The 17,813-nt window shown below is 41.4% G+C and carries 16 protein-coding genes, 1 pseudogene and 1 CRISPR repeat array; of the genes and pseudogenes, 4 read left to right on the top strand and 13 right to left on the bottom strand.

Translation table 11 applies throughout. The features are described 5' to 3' along the window. Positions 1–107 precede the first annotated feature (107 nt). Positions 108–500 (top strand): hypothetical protein, encoded by a 393-nt coding sequence (locus H0262_RS12375; RefSeq protein ID WP_181210947.1) that lies wholly within the window; start codon positions 108–110, stop codon positions 498–500. 34 nt (positions 501–534) lie between these two features. On the opposite strand, the gene H0262_RS12370 is transcribed toward H0262_RS12375, so the two are convergent. The 5 genes and pseudogenes from H0262_RS12370 to H0262_RS12345 form a co-directional block, all read right to left on the bottom strand. Then, complete coding sequence (locus H0262_RS12370) at positions 535–864, bottom strand: hypothetical protein (RefSeq protein WP_181210946.1); 330 nt, start codon at positions 862–864, stop codon at positions 535–537. Continuing rightward, positions 861–1,631, bottom strand: a pseudogene (gene mobQ, locus H0262_RS13205) (MobQ family relaxase). The gene H0262_RS12370 and the pseudogene mobQ overlap by 4 nt, the downstream one beginning before the upstream one ends. A gap of 27 nt (positions 1,632–1,658) precedes the next feature. Then, complete coding sequence (locus tag H0262_RS12355) at positions 1,659–1,952, bottom strand: contact-dependent growth inhibition system immunity protein (RefSeq protein WP_181210944.1); 294 nt, start codon at positions 1,950–1,952, stop codon at positions 1,659–1,661. A 45-nt stretch (positions 1,953–1,997) separates the two neighbouring features. Then, the gene (locus H0262_RS12350; protein WP_181210943.1) at positions 1,998–2,270 is read right to left on the bottom strand and encodes a hypothetical protein; all 273 of its coding nucleotides are present in this window, start codon (positions 2,268–2,270) and stop codon (positions 1,998–2,000) included. Between the two features lie 359 nt (positions 2,271–2,629). Further along, complete coding sequence (locus tag H0262_RS12345) at positions 2,630–2,854, bottom strand: hypothetical protein (protein ID WP_181210942.1); 225 nt, start codon at positions 2,852–2,854, stop codon at positions 2,630–2,632. A 347-nt stretch (positions 2,855–3,201) separates the two neighbouring features. Between H0262_RS12345 and H0262_RS12340 the strand changes: the two genes are divergently transcribed. The 3 genes from H0262_RS12340 to H0262_RS12330 all read left to right on the top strand — a co-directional run bounded on the left by H0262_RS12340 (position 3,202) and on the right by H0262_RS12330 (position 4,272). Next, positions 3,202–3,600: a hypothetical protein gene (locus H0262_RS12340; RefSeq protein WP_181210941.1), complete on the top strand. Its 399-nt coding sequence runs from the start codon at positions 3,202–3,204 to the stop codon at positions 3,598–3,600. A gap of 64 nt (positions 3,601–3,664) precedes the next feature. After that, complete coding sequence (locus H0262_RS12335) at positions 3,665–3,844, top strand: IS630 transposase-related protein (protein WP_310502995.1); 180 nt, start codon at positions 3,665–3,667, stop codon at positions 3,842–3,844. Between the two features lie 62 nt (positions 3,845–3,906). Continuing rightward, complete coding sequence (locus H0262_RS12330; protein ID WP_259275468.1) at positions 3,907–4,272, top strand: transposase; 366 nt, start codon at positions 3,907–3,909, stop codon at positions 4,270–4,272. Positions 4,273–4,449: 177 nt separating this feature from the next. On the opposite strand, the gene H0262_RS12325 is transcribed toward H0262_RS12330, so the two are convergent. From H0262_RS12325 to cas7c, 8 genes are all read right to left on the bottom strand, one after another. Then, complete coding sequence (locus H0262_RS12325; protein WP_181210939.1) at positions 4,450–7,887, bottom strand: tyrosine-type recombinase/integrase; 3,438 nt, start codon at positions 7,885–7,887, stop codon at positions 4,450–4,452. Beyond that, on the bottom strand, positions 7,784–9,964 hold the full coding sequence (locus tag H0262_RS12320) for a site-specific integrase (protein ID WP_181210938.1): 2,181 nt from the start codon (positions 9,962–9,964) through the stop codon (positions 7,784–7,786). The genes H0262_RS12325 and H0262_RS12320 overlap by 104 nt, the downstream gene beginning before the upstream one ends. A 233-nt stretch (positions 9,965–10,197) precedes the next feature. After that, positions 10,198–10,521 carry a hypothetical protein gene (locus H0262_RS12315; RefSeq protein WP_181210937.1) on the bottom strand — a complete coding sequence of 108 codons (324 nt, stop codon included), beginning with the start codon at positions 10,519–10,521 and terminating at the stop codon, positions 10,198–10,200. A gap of 1,096 nt (positions 10,522–11,617) precedes the next feature. Continuing rightward, the gene (locus tag H0262_RS13300; RefSeq protein WP_409033830.1) at positions 11,618–11,785 is read right to left on the bottom strand and encodes a hypothetical protein; all 168 of its coding nucleotides are present in this window, start codon (positions 11,783–11,785) and stop codon (positions 11,618–11,620) included. A gap of 452 nt (positions 11,786–12,237) precedes the next feature. Further along, positions 12,238–14,486: a CRISPR direct-repeat array (repeat unit 32 nt; unit sequence GTTTCAATCCACGCACCCGTGAAGGTGCGAAC). A gap of 244 nt (positions 14,487–14,730) precedes the next feature. Further along, positions 14,731–15,021 (bottom strand): CRISPR-associated endonuclease Cas2, encoded by a 291-nt coding sequence (gene cas2, locus H0262_RS12310; protein ID WP_181210936.1) that lies wholly within the window; start codon positions 15,019–15,021, stop codon positions 14,731–14,733. A gap of 50 nt (positions 15,022–15,071) precedes the next feature. Then, positions 15,072–16,103: a type I-C CRISPR-associated endonuclease Cas1c gene (gene cas1c / locus H0262_RS12305; RefSeq protein ID WP_181210935.1), complete on the bottom strand. Its 1,032-nt coding sequence runs from the start codon at positions 16,101–16,103 to the stop codon at positions 15,072–15,074. Positions 16,104–16,166: 63 nt separating this feature from the next. Next, positions 16,167–16,793 carry a CRISPR-associated protein Cas4 gene (gene cas4 / locus H0262_RS12300; RefSeq protein WP_181210934.1) on the bottom strand — a complete coding sequence of 209 codons (627 nt, stop codon included), beginning with the start codon at positions 16,791–16,793 and terminating at the stop codon, positions 16,167–16,169. Between the two features lie 86 nt (positions 16,794–16,879). After that, the gene (gene cas7c / locus H0262_RS12295) at positions 16,880–17,776 is read right to left on the bottom strand and encodes a type I-C CRISPR-associated protein Cas7/Csd2 (protein WP_181210933.1); all 897 of its coding nucleotides are present in this window, start codon (positions 17,774–17,776) and stop codon (positions 16,880–16,882) included. Between the last annotated feature and the right edge of the window lie 37 nt (positions 17,777–17,813).

The following is a 17,813-nucleotide window of genomic DNA, read 5'->3' as shown; positions in this document are numbered from 1 at the left end:
ATACACTCAATCTTGGGATATTTTAGTCAGACAACTAGCGGAATTTTTTTAGGTATACGCTACTTACACTAGTGTAGATTATTTTAATAAACTTGGAGTAAGTATCATTGTTCCTTAATTTTAAAGCACCGATAATCTTATCTTTCCTGCTAATGTCTTCTTGCTCTCAGTTTGATTCCAATCCAAAACAAGAGCAAATATCAGATGAAGAACCCATTACTGGTAAAGATTTTATGATAGCTTTATATAGCGGAAACCTTCACTTTAATGAAGATTGCATAATAGTAAGACCTAAAGGAGAAAAAGGTATTCAGTTAGCAATACTAGGAAATGAAGTCATATCTGAAGTTACTAATAATAGCTTAGTGTACCAAGGTAAAAAATATACTGAAGGGGATTATATTCAAGTAAGTGGAGGTGGTGTAGGTGATAGTGTCGCGTTTAAAAAAGAACATAACCTCAATGAATGCTCTGGTTTAGAGATATTCATACCAAATTAATATTCAAATACCCAAATGCATACCCTAACAGAACCTATTGAAATAATTCATCTAATTTTACGACAGCATCATCATATTCTTTGCCTGGATCCAGAAATGCTGTTTTAAATGAATAGTAATCTGCCAAAAACTCAAATGAGCATCCGCCTGAAGATTTTGCTTTTTCCATAAGCTTCATTCTAGAATCAAAAGGTATATACCATAAGTCATCTTCTAATAAGCACTTAACTAATATATCAACATCGGAGCATTCTTCTACTGTTTTATCAAAGTTACTTAGAACATCTCTCCATGTCCCAATATCTGCATCTACTTCCGCTTCATACATTTTTCTAATTTGTGCACTGATTCTACAGATATTCACGTATACCTCTGCTTGCTTAAAATATCGTTAATTTTCTCATTATTGTTGGTTTCGAGAACCTTATTATATTTGGCTACCTCACGATTGATGTCGCCACGGTCTGTTTTGACACCTCTACGCTCTAAGGCACTAGCAGCCACACCCATTTTAATGGTTGGCTCACGCTCTAAGCCTTGATCTTTCAGACTTCTATGGTCAATCTCTATTCCATACTCACGCAAGTACTCATTAGCAGTCTTTGCCCATTGTTCACGCCAATAGACCACTTCACCGCTTTTCTTTTCGTCTAGCTCACGAGTTTTCTTAGTAAAACCCTCTGGCTCTAATCGCCTTGTCGCTAGCATGATGTGTGCGTGTTGGTTCTCTTTACTCTTATACGAACCTTTATCGTCATGCAAATGAGCATCTACAGCACAGCCATGTCTTGCTACGATCTGCTTGGCGAAGTCTTACACCAGTGCAATACGCTGCTGCTCATTGAGTTCGTTCGGTAATGCCACTTCAAACTCTCTTGCTACCGTACTGTTTTTGCGCTTTTCGGCTCTTTCTACCTCATTCCAAAGCTGCTGACGGTCATTTGCCCAACTGGGGGCATTGGGTGGCAAAAATATCTCACTATGTATCACATCACGTTTTTTCGAATAATCATGCTCACGTCTTTCATGGTCGCAATGAATTTTTGCACCGGCATGGTAAGCCACAGCAGCGGTAGCAGATTGACCGTTGCTGCGTGAAAATGTTTTGACGGATAGGTGATAGATCGTCATGAGTAACTTGTTAAACCTTATCTTGTATTACTTGGTTTCAGAAATGAGTTTTTTATAAGCCACTTCAAGCCATTCTTTTTCGCTTTTGTAGCCGTATAGCAATGGCTCGAAGTCAAACTCATTAGTATCAAAAATTTGTTTTGCCAAGTCGCTGTTCAAAATATACTTGATGTCGGTAACTAAGTTAGTTACTACTTCTAGACTTTCATTTTGAGTAAAGCGAATGAGGACGTTTGTATCATCTCCACTCATTCCTGAGTACTCGGACTGCCAATCCTGATAAAAGTAAGCATTCATCAAATATATGAAAGTATCATGCATAATATTCAGCCTTACTCTGTCATTTTTTAGCAGAAAAATGAGTATTTAGACTTTGGTTATTTCTTTGAGGTAATCTACAAACGCTAAGGTAGCGACTCTATTACCGTCACATCCCATGTGCTGAACCTCAATTGCCCATAAGTAATTAAAAATTAATTCCCCATCAGCATTTTGACAGATCAGTTCATATAGCTCAGGTACATAAGAATCGTACTCTCCTATCGCCTGTGGGATACCTGAAACACCGATAGGATCCCACTTGTAATGTAATGCTTCTGCTATAGATTTATAGAGATTCATATCTATTTTGTCTGTCATAACTGCCTTCCAATAAAAAGCATTTTCAGGTTACTTAGTTTGGCTTTTGGGGGTACAAGGGGATTTCCCCTTGTCGCACTTACAATATAGCTTGAAACGCCCTCAATATGGGCTACAGAAGCTAACTTACTAGCTTTTAATCAACGACCTCATAGGCATGAAGATTACATATAAAACCTACTGTTCGATTCCTGTATAGCGCACCGAACAGGATTTAACATTAATAAGCTCTATTACAATTAGTGTATTCACGAATTATTAAATCAAATTCATACCAAAAATCCCACATGATTCTGTCATCTGCATTGAATACTATTCTAACTCCACGTTCAACTTCCCAACACCAGCTAAATATAAGCTTAAGCATTTTGATAATGCATTTCAACCTCGGGAAATGGGATAGTTAATACATAAGTACCTGCTTTATCATATACCTTTGCTACAAAGTCTGTATTTCTAGAGAATGTTTCTTTATTAAAAATCAAAAAGTAATCGAAATTATCCAAAAGCGTAATATCACCATACTCGAAGTCGATTTCAAAATTATTCAGTAGTGCTAATTTTTCGCGATTATTTAACTCCATTTCCCTTCTCTTTTAGAGCTAGTTCATTAGAATAATATAGCAAAAATTCATAATTTTATGGATAGCTCAAGTGGGAATTAGGTTCGTTGTAACAAATCCTAAAGATAGTTTTTCCTCGAAAAGCTCACATGATTTACATTACTAAGTACACTATGTCTCTCTAAATAGTTTGATCAATTATCGTATATAGCCTACAACCAAAGATTCAAGTCCTCACCAGTGAAAGCACCTGATTAGTTCGCCATATGTATACTAGCAATACTCTAAAAAAACAGCTTCTCCTATAACTGATTCTATTGGTGCGCTGATAATGGTAAGCTCAATGCAGAAAACAGGAAATTATGCTTATGGAAATAAATGCATGCGAAGAAAAGTTTTGGAATAGTGACTCTTTTCATTATTATTTAGAGAATGAAGACACATGGGATGTTGATAAATATTGGGATCTTGAATATTCACTAATAAAGTTAAGTAAGTACCTGAATGACAAGAATACGATAGAAAAGAATCTTGCAAGAAATATCTATTACCTAGGAAATAGTATAAATAATCTAGTCTGTGCTCATAGGAGCTCTACAGTTGCATGGACATGGACATTTGATACATATAGATATAGCGAAGATGACATTGATTATTGTATTGATAGGTTTAATCACCTCATGCGAGTTTTATGGCAAGCTGGTAGCTACAATCATGAAGAATCAATAAATTTTTTTAGAGAAAATCCGTTATTTAAAGATATTTAACTATAGTCTAACCCAAATAAAACCGATCCAATCTTATTAACATTTGTATTTAATGAAGTAAACGATGACTTATTCAATCGACTATCGCAAACAGGTACTTTCTAGCATCACTGATGGTATGACCATACGAGAAGCGTCCCTGTTTTATGGACTTAGTACCAGCACCATTCACAGTTGGCAGAAGAATTTAGCTCCTAAAACAACTAGAAATAAATCACCAACTAAAATACCTGATGACGCCTAAAAAGAGCGATATTCCAGAGTAGGCTTGATCGCTTTACGCAGCAAGGCTATCCCATTGTGTATATGGATGAAAGCGGCTTTGAGGCTGAAACCATTCGTTCTCATGGCTATGCACCGATAGGTAAACCCTGTATCGATAGCTACAACTGGCAAGCAAAGAAGCGTACGAATGTCATCGGAGCTCTCTATGAAAAAATGCTGTTTGCACTTGATTACGTTGAGACAAATATCAATAGCAATATATTTTATGACTGGTGTAAGTTCACACTTATTCCAAGTCTTAAAACCAAGTGCGTGATTGTCATGGATAACGCTCGGTTTCATAAAAGCAGACGTATCCAAAAACTACTCAACAGACATGGCCATCGTATTCTTTGGCTGCCGCCGTACAGCCCTGATCTAAACCCTATCGAGAAAAAATGGGCATAGGCTAAGTTTCTACGCCAAGGGTGGATGGAAAATAATCTACCTAAACTGTTTCATGATATGGGCTGTATCGATTTTATAAAGACTTAACTATACAATACTTTATTAAAAATCCTCACTAGTAAACCACACATTTTTCCCATAACGGACGTTATGTTAAAAATTTTTGAGACAAAAAACTTAATTTGCAATAGATAGCTTTTCATCTGTGATCAGCATCATATGAATAAAAAACCTTAGTAGCGGTGAGTATTGCCATTTGTTCGTTTGCTCTCTATAGTCTTGACTAGCAATACCAATATGGAGAGCATTTTTCGAATCATTAGATTGCTGCCTAATGTCTTGATAGTCAGTAGATGACATAGTTTTCATCAATAAATCTTCGTTGCTACTCACCAGCCAACGTTTCAAAGGCAGTAGTTTCTCAGCAATACCAATGAACCGCTGCAACTCCTTCTCATCTTCTTTTCTAAATGGTAGGTATGCTCGGCTATTAGACAGTTTTTCACTACATATCTCAATAAACCAAGTCCAATCAGTCTCTGATTTTTCTCGTAGACGGTAAGCATTACTTAACAAAAGCGATAGCAGTCTTAAATCACTTTGGTATTGAATGTTCAGTGGACTCAGTACAGGGGTATTTGAATCTGATAACTTAACAAAGCGAGGTTTGCCGCGTTTGGTAGTGATGTCGGTAATCTCGCTGGCACGTTTTATTAAAATATTTGCATCGTGAATAGAAATATTGGCTAACTGGGCCGCTTTACTTAAAGGCATCTCTTTATCATAGGCCTGTAGTAGCAATTGAACCCGGTTTAGACCATAACGACCAAACAGCTCATTATTGGCTGGCGTATTGGTACTCAAGAGAAATTGCTTATTACAGTTTTCGATCGTGAATTTCGGTGACTTGCGTTTGCCTTCTATGATATTTTTAAATAATAGCGTACGTATACTAGGCATATTGATCATACCGTTATCATCAATGTCAGCATTATCATTGATCTTTCTTTCGCTAATTTTAGTAGATTTGGTAAGGTTAAGTAGTGTTTGTTTAGGTAGTTTTATATTAGAGACGCTTAACGCATAAGTAGCCATCAGAGTAGCAAAGTGATTGTAATACTCAAAGCTACGCTCAGGCGATAAGTGCCCCATAATACCTGATAGAGCGTACCAGCGATCTTGTGCATCTGTACGCTCTCCAAGTAGGCCTGTTTTTATACGCAGTACGTCGATTTCGTCATAATCGGTGAGGGCTTCTACGAGATCTGAATGGCCTACTAGCGCTAAAGATAGGTTGCTCACTGCCGTATGCCTAAACCCATGAAAGGTATGCTCTGCTACATTATCATCTACCGATATGTCTTTTAAGACTCGTTTGAGTAATTGTAAAGGAACATGATCATCAATAGGGCGCTGATTCGATGATAAGGTAAAGATAAATTTGTTTGAACTGTCGCCAATATTACTCTGCACAAAGTTAATAAAAAAATTCAGCTCATTAGGTTTGAGGAGGGCAAATAAGGGAACGCGGCGAATACTACTTTGAGTCTTGGTGGGACGGTAGCTATTGGGCCTGATTACCACTGAGGGTACGGCTGTTTTTAAGCCTTTGATGTCATTATACTTAAGTCCCAACAGCTCTTTTTTGCGCATACCAGTACGATAGACTAAGATAAATAGAAGCGCGAACATCTCCTGCTCCAATATATCTACAGAACCCAGTATCTGCGTAATAATGGCGTGATACGCTTGCGGTGATATCAGCTCGGCACGTACACGCCGACCGTTTTTCGACTGTTGGAAGTTCACGGAGGGAAGGTTGTATTTGCTCTTGGCAAAGTTGTGCATACTCTTCAATAAATTGGCAGAGTATCCAATGTCAGTATTGTTCCGTACGACAGCTTTGTACTCTAAAATATCTTCGTAAAGTTCTTCAAACTCTTCCTCTGACCAAATATCAAGCGGCTGAGCCGTTGTGAAATATAACCATTCATAGCCTATGGTTCTAATATATTTCAAAATAGACTCATTGCTAAGTGATTTTGACTCTTTTCGATTGAGTAAACTTAGCACCCAATCTAATAAAATCTTTTCACTTAAGTCATCGTATTGCTCATAGCATTTTTGTACTCTTTCGATAAGGGTATACGTCGTTTGACTGAGTTTTTTCTTCTTCTGTTTTTTATCCATTTTGAAGTCTTTAGTCAGATTCATAATTAAATCAGACTTTCTAACCTCTATCTTTTTGGTAGAACTACTACTAGATGTCTCGTTTTGATTAACAGAATTTTTGCTGATAGACAGCGTCAAAATATGTTCTAGATCATACGGCTCCCCTTTATACTGATATTTTTGGTTCAAAAACCGACCAAAGTCCTGCGTGCTCAGTCCAGCCGTGTTATGTATACCTCGCAGCACCCCAACTGAAGCGTGGTCAATACTAGCGTCATCGAGATCCTCCCAGTAGTAACTGGCATAATATAAAAACCTTGAAAAGGGAAGTGGCTTAATACCCAAAGGCTTGATCACGTCAGACAAAGCCACGGCCAAGTATTGTTTTATCTTATCTTCTGACAGCTTGGCAATGATAGGTTCAAACTCTACTTGACTACTTTTTGTATGATAACGCATCAGCCAACACTGACTGACCATATCTACAACGATTTGCTTGGTGTTATAAAGCTGGTCACTTTCTTCTTCTCGCTCGTTACCAAAGCGCTTTTGCACAAAACGCGGTGAGATTACTATCCTTTCTTTGATGAATGGCTGATACTCTTTGGCGAGCAATGAGATAAGCCACCCTTGAAGCATTTGTACCTCGTTAATGCCGCCATATATAATCCCTGAGAATATCAGCCAGCCTATGATTTTCTCTTGGCTGTAATCGGTTGTTTGCTCCCAATTATGCTCTACTGCGCTAATAATTTTGACCAGTGCCTTACCGTCTTTTAACCAAGCTGTATTTGTAATTAGTGGATTGATTTTAGTAGGCTGTGGCGCGATTATTTTAGGATAGTGATGCTCAGCAAGCATATAGTGCTTATTTTGATAGTCAACGAACTTAACGACGACTTGCCAGACATGCTTGAGTGTTCTAGATGACTCGTAAGCTTTTGCAATTTTGTTTTCAATGATTGGCTGAAACTCATCAAATCCCTCTTGAGACAATGGTTTCAATTGCTTATAAAGCTCTCCCTGAAATTGGTTTAAAGATTGACTCCAAGATAGCCATGACAAATCAAAATAATCGCTAGAGCTTGGCAAAAATGAAAAGATGCGCTCATCGGGCCAAAGCGCTTGTTGGTAAGATTTATTGAAAGACTTTATGAATCCAATACTTCCAGGATGAATCCTTTTCAATGACTCCCACTCAGTCTGTAAATCGGCGAGTAGCTGTATCTCACGTGTCCTCACTGTGTCACTGTCTTTGATTATAGATGGATAAGGCACGTAGCGCTTTTTTCTACCATCAAACTTTGCTAAGTCATCAATAATTTTTGGTAGCTGTATTTCATTTATTAGCATGGTCAACCTCTGCAGTGCTTGTGCCAACATGATTTGGATAGTGGTTAACTGTGATATCTGATAACCCAAGCTGTGCTGCGATCTGTTCAAACACGGATGCTACACGCTTAATATCTGCTTTACTACTTGATGAGAAGCGCCCCAATACTTCTTGACGAGCTTTTTCATGACCAATAACCGTGTTAATCAGCGATAAGGAAACGCCAAGCTTTTCAAGCTGCGTACGAACAAAGTGACGTGTCCAATAGGGATTGGCGTCAATGATGTGCTTGGTCATATGATAAGCATCGCCACGCTTAATGTCTTTAAGAGTAGGAGAGTTAGCAGTAGGAGCTCGCTCAGACAACAGCTTTAATAGTGCTTCATCATTACCTAAACGTATATTGTCAATGATAGCGCTGATATCATGATGACCTTGGTGCTTTGCCTGATAGTTGATTAAATACGCTCTATAGTCTGTTAGATGGCGTATAAGTGTGGGGCATAGCGGAATGAGACGATCACTTTTGACCTTCTTAACTGGCTTGTCATTGATGAGCAGCCAACCCATATCAAGATCGATATCGTACATCCTGCCAAGACCGTTGTTTGGTCGCACGCCGGTTAAAAGGCAAAAGACAAACCATACAAAAATACTGGTTCTATTAAAGAGCTCCTCATCGTTTGAACTTTGATCGGTCCAGTACTTCATCTCATTTACGATGTCGCAAACTGTCTCAATCTTCAGCGCAAACGCTGAGCCCACCGTATATTTATGCCAAGGGGTGATATAAGTTAAGTCAAAATCACTGTTGCTATTAAATATACCCAGTGCTGATTTATAGTGAGCCATAAGTGCTTCGCTGGTGTGGCTACTATAGTACATCGCAGGAGCATGGGGCGCAGGCGTACGACAGATGATATCAGCGATATGCGCATGGCAATCTGGCGTATAGCGAGAGAGCACGACATGTAGTGCAGTCTCTATACGATTGACGGACAGGTAAGGCAATCCAAGGCTGCTACGTAAGGCGGCAAGATAAGCCGTAAAATCTTCTTTTAATGGCAACTCGCAAGCAAGTAAATCATCTATAAGCCACAATGGCAGTGGAACTTTGATGGTATCAAAAATATTTTCATAATCCTTTTCGGGCAATGTTTGGCTTGTGGACCTTTTAGTAATACCTAAGCTGTGTTTAATGTAATATTTTTTACCATTAAGGTTAAAGATGTCACGATGACCGATATAGCCGGGTATTAGTAAGGACTTAACTGGCAGCCCGGTAATCATAGATAACAGTAAAATACCCGCACAGGTTTTATCAGTCTCTGATTCTGGTAAGGTGCTTGCGTCTTGGTTGAGCGCAGAAAATAACGCTTGATAGCCGGCAAGGGCGAGTAAGCGCGTGTTAGAGTTAAGCGCGAGATTGCGCTGAGATATATAGTTTTGCTGTAGCGATAAATCTATAGTTTGGAGCGGTATAGAGTTTTTGATTAACGGGTTTGGATATTCGCCATAGCTGACATAGGGTGCCTCATAGTGGTCAATACGCTCTTCAAAGCTGGTGGTTAACCCTTCATGGCTTTCAGTATTAGCTTCTAAAAATGCAAAATCTATGGCGATAGCGCTGTGTTCTATATCATCATGTGTGTTACCCCATGCATCATTACTAGGCGTAGTATTCCAGTTGTGACTCGTTGCAGTAGAGTCTAAGGGTAATTTCGATGTGTTGTCTGCTAAGTTGATAGCTATAATTTTAATATGTTTAGGCGGCTTCTTATACTTGGGTCTAGGCTTGCGTAACGCATGCGCATTTTTATAGGCGGTCGTTATTTTTTCTATTTGGCTCAGTTTATCTTTTGCTACTTTCTTTTCTTCGGCATGAGTAGCTTGCTTATCATTTAACAATTCATATGCACTTTTTTGCTGCTCTAATAGATCAGTGAAAATGGTACATATGCTTTCCACACGCATGCTCATTTGAGGTAAATCAGGTAGTTCATGCCAAATCCATATTCGTCTAGGAGATCCTGAAAACTGCGCCTGTTTAAATTGCATCAGTATATTTTTGGTGTGTTGTTTTGTACTATGCTGCATCAGCATCACACTGGTGTGCATTGCTATGGCTAGCCAAATTAACCGTTTCTGTAGGTAGTCATGCTGATGTTCATTGATAGAATGTTGCATGAGAATGAGCAATTGCATGATGAGTGGTTTTTTTGCTAGTTCTGATTTACTAATAGTCAAAGAAAGCCGAGGGACTGGCCTTCTTTGTAATACCTGTAATGTTAATCTTAGTAGGTTTTGAGGATTATCATCTGGCTGTCTATAGCTATTGTGTACTGCTAAAGTGATCTCAGATATGGCAGTCGATACTGTTTTTGGATATATAAAATTTTGGTCATTCTCAGTATTCTCAGTCATAAAACACCCTCAGAAGGTCGCTTGTAATAAGTTTGCTCACTTATATTTATAAGCCGACAAAATGTAGCAATAGTAAAAATATTTTTACCAAATAATTTTTTATTCATCTCTCGATCCAAGATTTTGTTTAGCTGCGTGTAAATGAGCTTGATATCTATCTTCTTGTTATGTTGAGCAATGAGCTTGGTAAGCTCGTAAAAACTGATGTCAAAATCAAACTGATTCTTTGGTATATATTTCACGTCTACTTCTTTTCTTAATACATCAAAATCAATATAAGGGCTTTTTGCTATATGCAATAGCTCAAAGTTATTGAGCAAGAACCACTTTTCCTCCTCTTTCACAAAGCAGGTAAGTTTTGAGCAAGCATTACTTTGCTCAAGTTCGATAGCCTAGCTATTCAGAAGTGGTCTGATATGGCAGGTATAAATATCAAACAGACTAATGATTTCTGAATATACAAGCACATTGATTGTTTGTAGTTTAGCGATCGATAGTGATTTCATATCTTTCCCACTAAGATATCGAGTTGATGACTTGGTCGTTATATCCTGTGTATTGACCTCCACTAATAATTTACGAGTATTAGCAAACAATTAAAAGCCAATTTGTGAGGTTTTGAGGCAAAAACTTAAATTAAGCGACAGCATATGACGTGCTATTTAGTTTTATGTTTATAGATATAGGATCTACGCCCAAATTTGAAAAGTTAGTTAACTAGAAGTATTTCAATCCACACACCCGTGATGGGTGCGAAACGATCAGGCGTACTACACGCTTATTGATCGTGTTTCAATCCACACACCCGTGATGGGTGCGAAAATTAATTGCAGCTAAGCGACTGCCTATATCCCCTTTTCAATCCACACACCCGTGATGGGTGCGAACTTATTCAAGCCAAAGCCATAACCGCTTGCTTTGTCGTTTCAATCCACACACCCGTGATGGGTGCGAACTGTTGAAATAGAATCACCCATGTTAAATATATGGTTTCAATCCACGCGCCCGTGATGGACGCGAAAGATAATAGCGGCTGCATCCAACACGCAGTAAAGTTTCAATCCACGCGCCCGTGATGGACGCGAACAAGGCAGCAGGTGTCAATCTTGCCCAAAAATGGTTTCAATCCACGCGCCCGTGATGGACGCGAAACAAACGGTATGTGATATGTTCGCAGGTAGCGGTTTCAATCCACGCGCCCGTGATGGACGCGAAATTCACTATTAGGTGATAAAAACTCGGCTTGGTGGTTTCAATCCACGCGCCCGTGATGGACGCGAATTTACTACACACTAATGATAGAGTAATGATTATGTTTCAATCCACGCGCCCGTGATGGACGCGAATATTCAGGCTCATTTCTTGGCGCACAGGGCGTGGTTTCAATCCACGCGCCCGTGATGGACGCGAATATTACTAAAGGTGGTTTTGATAGCGTGTGATAGTTTCAATCCACGCGCCCGTGATGGACGCGAATAAAACCCAATCAACACCCTCACCGATTAACTGAGGTTTCAATCCACGCGCCCGTGATGGACGCGAATAACGGCTCGACATACCAATCGGGCGTCTGTTTTGTTTCAATCCACGCGCCCGTGATGGACGCGAAATAGTTTCGACTAACGAAGCATCAAACTGAATAGTTTCAATCCACGCGCCCGTGATGGACGCGAATTTCAGCAGAGGGCGAAATACCTATCCATGTATTGTTTCAATCCACGCGCCCGTGATGGACGCGAACAAGGCAGCAGGTGTCAATCTTGCCCAAAAATGGTTTCAATCCACGCGCCCGTGATGGACGCGAATGATTGCTCTGTAAATGAGCTTATGACGTTCTGCGTTTCAATCCACGCGCCCGTGATGGACGCGAAGCAGATAATGGGCCATAGACCAAGCGCAACTGATGTTTCAATCCACGCGCCCGTGATGGACGCGAAGTACTCCATAGATAAATAAAAAAGAGGTCAGTCGGTTTCAATCCACGCGCCCGTGATGGACGCGAAATAAGTGCTTCCAAAGCCATGCAGAGCCAAAAAGTTTCAATCCACGCACCCGTGAAGGTGCGAACTGTTTGTTTTGGTTTATTTTCTTTACTAAAAGTTTCAATCCACGCACCCGTGAAGGTGCGAACAGACTATTACCATTAGATAAAACCGCCTTACTAGGTTTCAATCCACGCACCCGTGAAGGTGCGAACAGTCATTATGCCCTTTCTGTACTTCCACTTTGTGTTTCAATCCACGCACCCGTGAAGGTGCGAACCGGTTATATCAATCACCCTAGCGACCCGGGCGGTGTTTCAATCCACGCACCCGTGAAGGTGCGAACCAGTCACGTATGTCTTTTAAGCGGTCGATGCTGTTTCAATCCACGCACCCGTGAAGGTGCGAACGCTCGCTCACTCTTATGCGGTCAATCTCTTTTGGGTTTCAATCCACGCACCCGTGAAGGTGCGAACCGCCGTTTGGCTTGTTCTCAGCGCGTTTCTGTGGGTTTCAATCCACGCACCCGTGAAGGTGCGAACATAGCACGCCAGCGCGGTTGCTGCTCAATCTCATGTTTCAATCCACGCACCCGTGAAGGTGCGAACTTGATATTTTCAGCGATGATTTTGACTTGACCGTTTCAATCCACGCACCCGTGAAGGTGCGAACATCATTGTATTTTATTGATGAGTCGGCATTTTTAGTTTCAATCCACGCACCCGTGAAGGTGCGAACATCAGCGCTACTCTATGATGACGAGATTGACGAGTTTCAATCCACGCACCCGTGAAGGTGCGAACCACTCAATAACGAATTTTTGCTTACGGTCTTGATGTTTCAATCCACGCACCCGTGAAGGTGCGAACCCATGCTGGGCGCTGCTACTAGTGAAGGAAGGAGTTTCAATCCACGCACCCGTGAAGGTGCGAACCATAGGCGCTAGACATTGCTGCACCTTTATCTAGTTTCAATCCACGCACCCGTGAAGGTGCGAACGACATACTCAGGCTGCAAGCTATGCTATTTCAGCGTTTCAATCCACGCACCCGTGAAGGTGCGAACCACTCGCTCAAGCGTCGTCAAAAGAGATTGCAGTTTCAATCCACGCACCCGTGAAGGTGCGAACGCCTTTCTCGATACCCATGACGCTAGGCATTTGAGTTTCAATCCACGCACCCGTGAAGGTGCGAACTAGTAGCAAACTTGTATACACTTCATCATAAATGTTTCAATCCACGCACCCGTGAAGGTGCGAACTCAATTCGGCTGAAAGCGTCATGATTGATAAAGTTTCAATCCACGCACCCGTGAAGGTGCGAACCAGCGATTATACGTCAGATTGATGGTTTGTCAGGTTTCAATCCACGCACCCGTGAAGGTGCGAACGTCAGTGTAATGATTTTTTGAATACACGTTGTGTTTCAATCCACGCACCCGTGAAGGTGCGAACCTTTCGGTAGCTGCTTCTTTGCATCAATCCAAGTTTCAATCCACGCACCCGTGAAGGTGCGAACGTTGCCGCAGGTTACTTCGTAGTTTTGTTCTGGCGGTTTCAATCCACGCACCCGTGAAGGTGCGAACGATTAACAGTCAAACATAGTGAGGCAACCCATGTTTCAATCCACGCACCCGTGAAGGTGCGAACGCATCTTTTAGGTAACCTTTAAGCACTTCATCTGTTTCAATCCACGCACCCGTGAAGGTGCGAACAGCATATGCCCTAATGCCACATCTAATCGTGCTGTTTCAATCCACGCACCCGTGAAGGTGCGAACTATTAGCCGCTTGAAAATGATTATCGGCTTGTCTGTTTCAATCCACGCACCCGTGAAGGTGCGAACTTGTCTCCAATTCTTTTGCCAGCACCTATTTCTGTTTCAATCCACGCACCCGTGAAGGTGCGAACTTGGATCAAACATAGCAAGCCTCCAGCACAGCACGTTTCAATCCACGCACCCGTGAAGGTGCGAACTGGAAGAGTCAGAATACTTTAGTCATGGGCCTTACGTTTCAATCCACGCACCCGTGAAGGTGCGAACGCTTCCTATCCTGAAGGAGAAGTAGCTAGATATGTTTCAATCCACGCACCCGTGAAGGTGCGAACGGTATTAAATTAGAAGATACGCCCCTATTAGATGTTTCAATCCACGCACCCGTGAAGGTGCGAACCCACATTTAAAAAGTGGCGACCAAGGGGGTTTGATGTTTCAATCCACGCACCCGTGAAGGTGCGAACCAATCAGCAAAGAGACCATACGCAAGCGATTAGTTTCAATCCACGCACCCGTGAAGGTGCGAACTGCCTATGGTCTAAGTCACTAATAAGGTTAAGAAAAAACCTTGGAATTTGCGAACGTCTAAACCACAAGCGAATTTGGCAAGTAGTACACTCACTAAATTTTTATTATAAAAAAATAAAGGTAATAAAATCAGGTTGTTAAATAGCATTACGCCCCTTTTGCGAGTCTCTTAGAGATTTTATGTACGCTATAGGTTCGCATTGACCTTATTACGGTCAAATAATAGATTTTATGATAACAACCGCTAAAATAGCAGTACATCGTTTAAGTCTAGCACAGGTTTTGCTCCAATGTGTTCCACTTTATTCCGCCAGTTTTTACCAAGATAATAATAACGTAAACTATCTACATCATGATTAATAATGTCCTCAAGCTTAGCTTTAAGAGTAGCCCACTCCGCAGGATTGACCTCGATTTCAAATACCGAATATTGCACCCGCTGCCCAAAGTTTAGACAGTGCTTGGCTACGTGACGTAACCGTTTTGCAAAGTTTGCATCTTCTGAGCAGATGTCATAAGTCACCAATACCATCATAATATGAATCCTTTTTATTACGTTTATACTTACTGTTTTTATAATTATCGTTACTTCCACAAAAACGGAATATAAGCATCAATATCGCCCCTGATATGCCGCGCCATAATCGTGGCCTGCAAATGCGGTAGCAATCCAAACGGTACGGTTTCCTCAAACCAATCATGATAAATGGTCTGCTGCTTACGGTCATGCCATGCCTTAAAAAAGGTTTGCCGTGCCTCATCTTTAAGCCAGACCGCGCCGCTTGCCTCTGTTTTAAAATCTGACTTGCTCAGCTGCTTTTTATTGACCAGCGATAATACAAACCGATCAACAATAGGGCGGAACTCTTCGACTAGATCTAACGCTAGTGAAGGACGACCAGGGCGCAGCTGGTGAAACACACCGCAAGCAGGATCAAGTCCGACCGTTTCCAGCGCACTGCGACACTCATGGGTCATCAGTGTATAAGTAAAAGACAGCAGCGCGTTCATCGCATCAGTCGGCGGATTACGCGTCCGTTTGGCAAAATGAAAATCAGGATTACGAATAAAATGAGGAAACACACTGAAGTAAAGGCTTGCCATTTCCCCTTCGCGACCTAGTAAATCAGGTAAGTTTTCGGCCGCTAGAATTTTATGCAGTCCGCGTTCAAGTCGTACTTGTACCGACTCTAAACGATCAACTATATTTTCATCTAACCCAGATTTATAATCCCGCAGATAGCGGCGCACCACTTGACGCTGATTGTGTACTTTACCCAAAATAATACTATGACAAATCGGCTGCACCCGCGCCGCATCATCACTAATGCGATACTGCTCACGGCGCAGCAGCACATTACCACTGACCGCGCCCTCAATACGCGCTTGAAACTTGCCATAGCGATTGAGATGCGTAATGGTCATCGCGTTGTCGGTACAATGTGCCATAAGTGCTGGTGAAATTGAGACTTGCCCGAAACAAACAATAGCCTCCAGCTTATGAATAGGTACACGACCTTTGACTTCATGATCAATATTCATAACGACGTTTTCGCCTTGCTTATTCAGCCATGCGCCTTGGGTTTGCACAAATAGTGTGTTTTTTAGTGGGCGCATGAGTATCCTTATCTAGGCTAAAAAAGTAGTTAAATTAGCAGTAAATTAAATAGTGAAGCAATGCTAATCCTCTAAGCTCAGATTGATTTTTTTGTTCAACCAAGCTTGAGCATTTTTATTAAAAATCTTTGGGTGACAGATATCTTTAAGCGAGCAATTTCGGCATTTATTGGTGCTATAAGTGGGCTTTGGCGTCTGTCCGCTCTCTATAATATGACGGCACTCGTTAATCGCATTTAAGGTAATTTGCCGCAGCTCATCATCAAAATCTACCGCGTGACGGCGGCGCGTTTTGCCATAAAAAAGTGCGCCTTTGGAAACAATACAGTCGTGCATGTCCTCCAAGCACAATGCTTGCGCGCACAGTTGCACTTCATCGGCGCGGTGTGATTTGGGCTTACCGCGTTTATACTCAATAGGGAAGGGCACTTGGATGCCGTCGTCATCAGTATGATATTCAACCACATCCGCCACGCCCTCTAATCCCAGTGCGTCATGACCTAACCGCAAGGTACGCACGGTTTTAATATTACCGCGCGTATCATGCCCGCCAGAGTTGACCTTTTCGTGCATGACTTGCCCTTCAGCGGTAAACAAGTTCTCCTCCCACGCGCATTCCAGCTCAATTAGGGCAAACTGACGCGGGCAAAAGAGATAGTGTTGTAGGCGAGATAGGTAGAGGGTTTGCATAATGATTTTACTCTCTATTAAGTAATAGGTTTTAAGCAAACTTCACTATGTAAAGCTTGCTCAAATATCTAAAAATTAATGACAGCTTAAAACCCTTCAATAATCTCAGGCGTTAATCCTGCAAGCACCGATGTTAACGCTGCCTCATCAAACGCGCCTTTATCATCAAGCAGTTCTTTTAAACTACGATGTACTTTTGCAGAGGAGTATTGACCGGATTTGCTACTATGCTCCCACCAAACGACCTTTTTAACTTGCATGCTACCTTCAGGACGCGCTGATGACGCATCGCCTTCAAACAGCTTTGGTAAAATCTCTTTTAGCTTTTCAGCATCGGCATCACTGAATCCGGTACGCTCTGCCAATTGTGGGGTGATAGCACCATAAGTCACATAGATACCTTCGTCAACGCGGTGCTTCATGCCCATAGTGTCGCTACCTTTTTTGGTGCCATCGCCTTCACCGCTGACGCTCTTGGTAATTTGGGTACTGGTAATATCGACAGGCTGTAAGCTAAACGCAGATTGAATGGTGACAGGACCGCGAATAGGAATAGATACGCCATCGGCATTTTTAGCATCGGCTTTAAAGGCAAATACTTGACCAAAAGCGCGCACATCAAACCATTTATCACAGGCTTTTTTTGCGGTTTCATCACGTTTGGCTTCGATATTTTCTTTTTTATCGGCTTCAAACGCGCCTTTACCTAAGCCAACTATTTCATCATAAGCACGGTTTTTTAGGCTGGTCATGCCGTCGGTTTTTTTCTCATCAGATTGGATAAATATCGCCTCGCCAGACTCTTGCAAACGGTCACGAATTTTACGTTTTAGGCAAACGTCAGTGATTTCACCATTGCCTTCAAAGTCCGTGCGGGGACGGTTGCCGTTTAAAGGGTCGCCATTGGGGTTGGCGTTGGTTACGCCCATGATGATGGCAAAGTCGATTTTATTATTGATAGGGTTTTGAGTAGAGGCGGTCATACGGTTTCCTTTTATTAGGTTTTAAATACAGATATTT

Origin of the sequence: Psychrobacter sp. D2 (assembly GCF_013608135.1) — a bacterium.
GTDB lineage: Bacteria > Pseudomonadota > Gammaproteobacteria > Pseudomonadales > Moraxellaceae > Psychrobacter > Psychrobacter cryohalolentis.
Note: the sequence above shows the minus strand (reverse complement) of the source record. Positions and strands in the feature narration are given on the sequence as shown.

What these genes read in the sequence shown, in the direction of transcription:
- H0262_RS12355 (WP_181210944.1), bottom strand. Translation starts at nt 1,952, where the DNA reads ATGCATGATACTTTCATATATTTGATGAATGCTTACTTTTATCAGGAT.
- H0262_RS12350 (WP_181210943.1), bottom strand. Translation starts at nt 2,270, where the DNA reads ATGACAGACAAAATAGATATGAATCTCTATAAATCTATAGCAGAAGCA.
- H0262_RS12345 (WP_181210942.1), bottom strand. Translation starts at nt 2,854, where the DNA reads ATGGAGTTAAATAATCGCGAAAAATTAGCACTACTGAATAATTTTGAA.
- H0262_RS12340 (WP_181210941.1), top strand. Translation starts at nt 3,202, where the DNA reads ATGGAAATAAATGCATGCGAAGAAAAGTTTTGGAATAGTGACTCTTTT.
- H0262_RS12335 (WP_310502995.1), top strand. Translation starts at nt 3,665, where the DNA reads ATGACTTATTCAATCGACTATCGCAAACAGGTACTTTCTAGCATCACT.
- H0262_RS12330 (WP_259275468.1), top strand. Translation starts at nt 3,907, where the DNA reads ATGGATGAAAGCGGCTTTGAGGCTGAAACCATTCGTTCTCATGGCTAT.
- H0262_RS12320 (WP_181210938.1), bottom strand. Translation starts at nt 9,964, where the DNA reads ATGCAACATTCTATCAATGAACATCAGCATGACTACCTACAGAAACGG.
- cas2 (WP_181210936.1), bottom strand. Translation starts at nt 15,021, where the DNA reads ATGATGGTATTGGTGACTTATGACATCTGCTCAGAAGATGCAAACTTT.
- cas1c (WP_181210935.1), bottom strand. Translation starts at nt 16,103, where the DNA reads ATGCGCCCACTAAAAAACACACTATTTGTGCAAACCCAAGGCGCATGG.
- cas4 (WP_181210934.1), bottom strand. Translation starts at nt 16,793, where the DNA reads ATGCAAACCCTCTACCTATCTCGCCTACAACACTATCTCTTTTGCCCG.
- cas7c (WP_181210933.1), bottom strand. Translation starts at nt 17,776, where the DNA reads ATGACCGCCTCTACTCAAAACCCTATCAATAATAAAATCGACTTTGCC.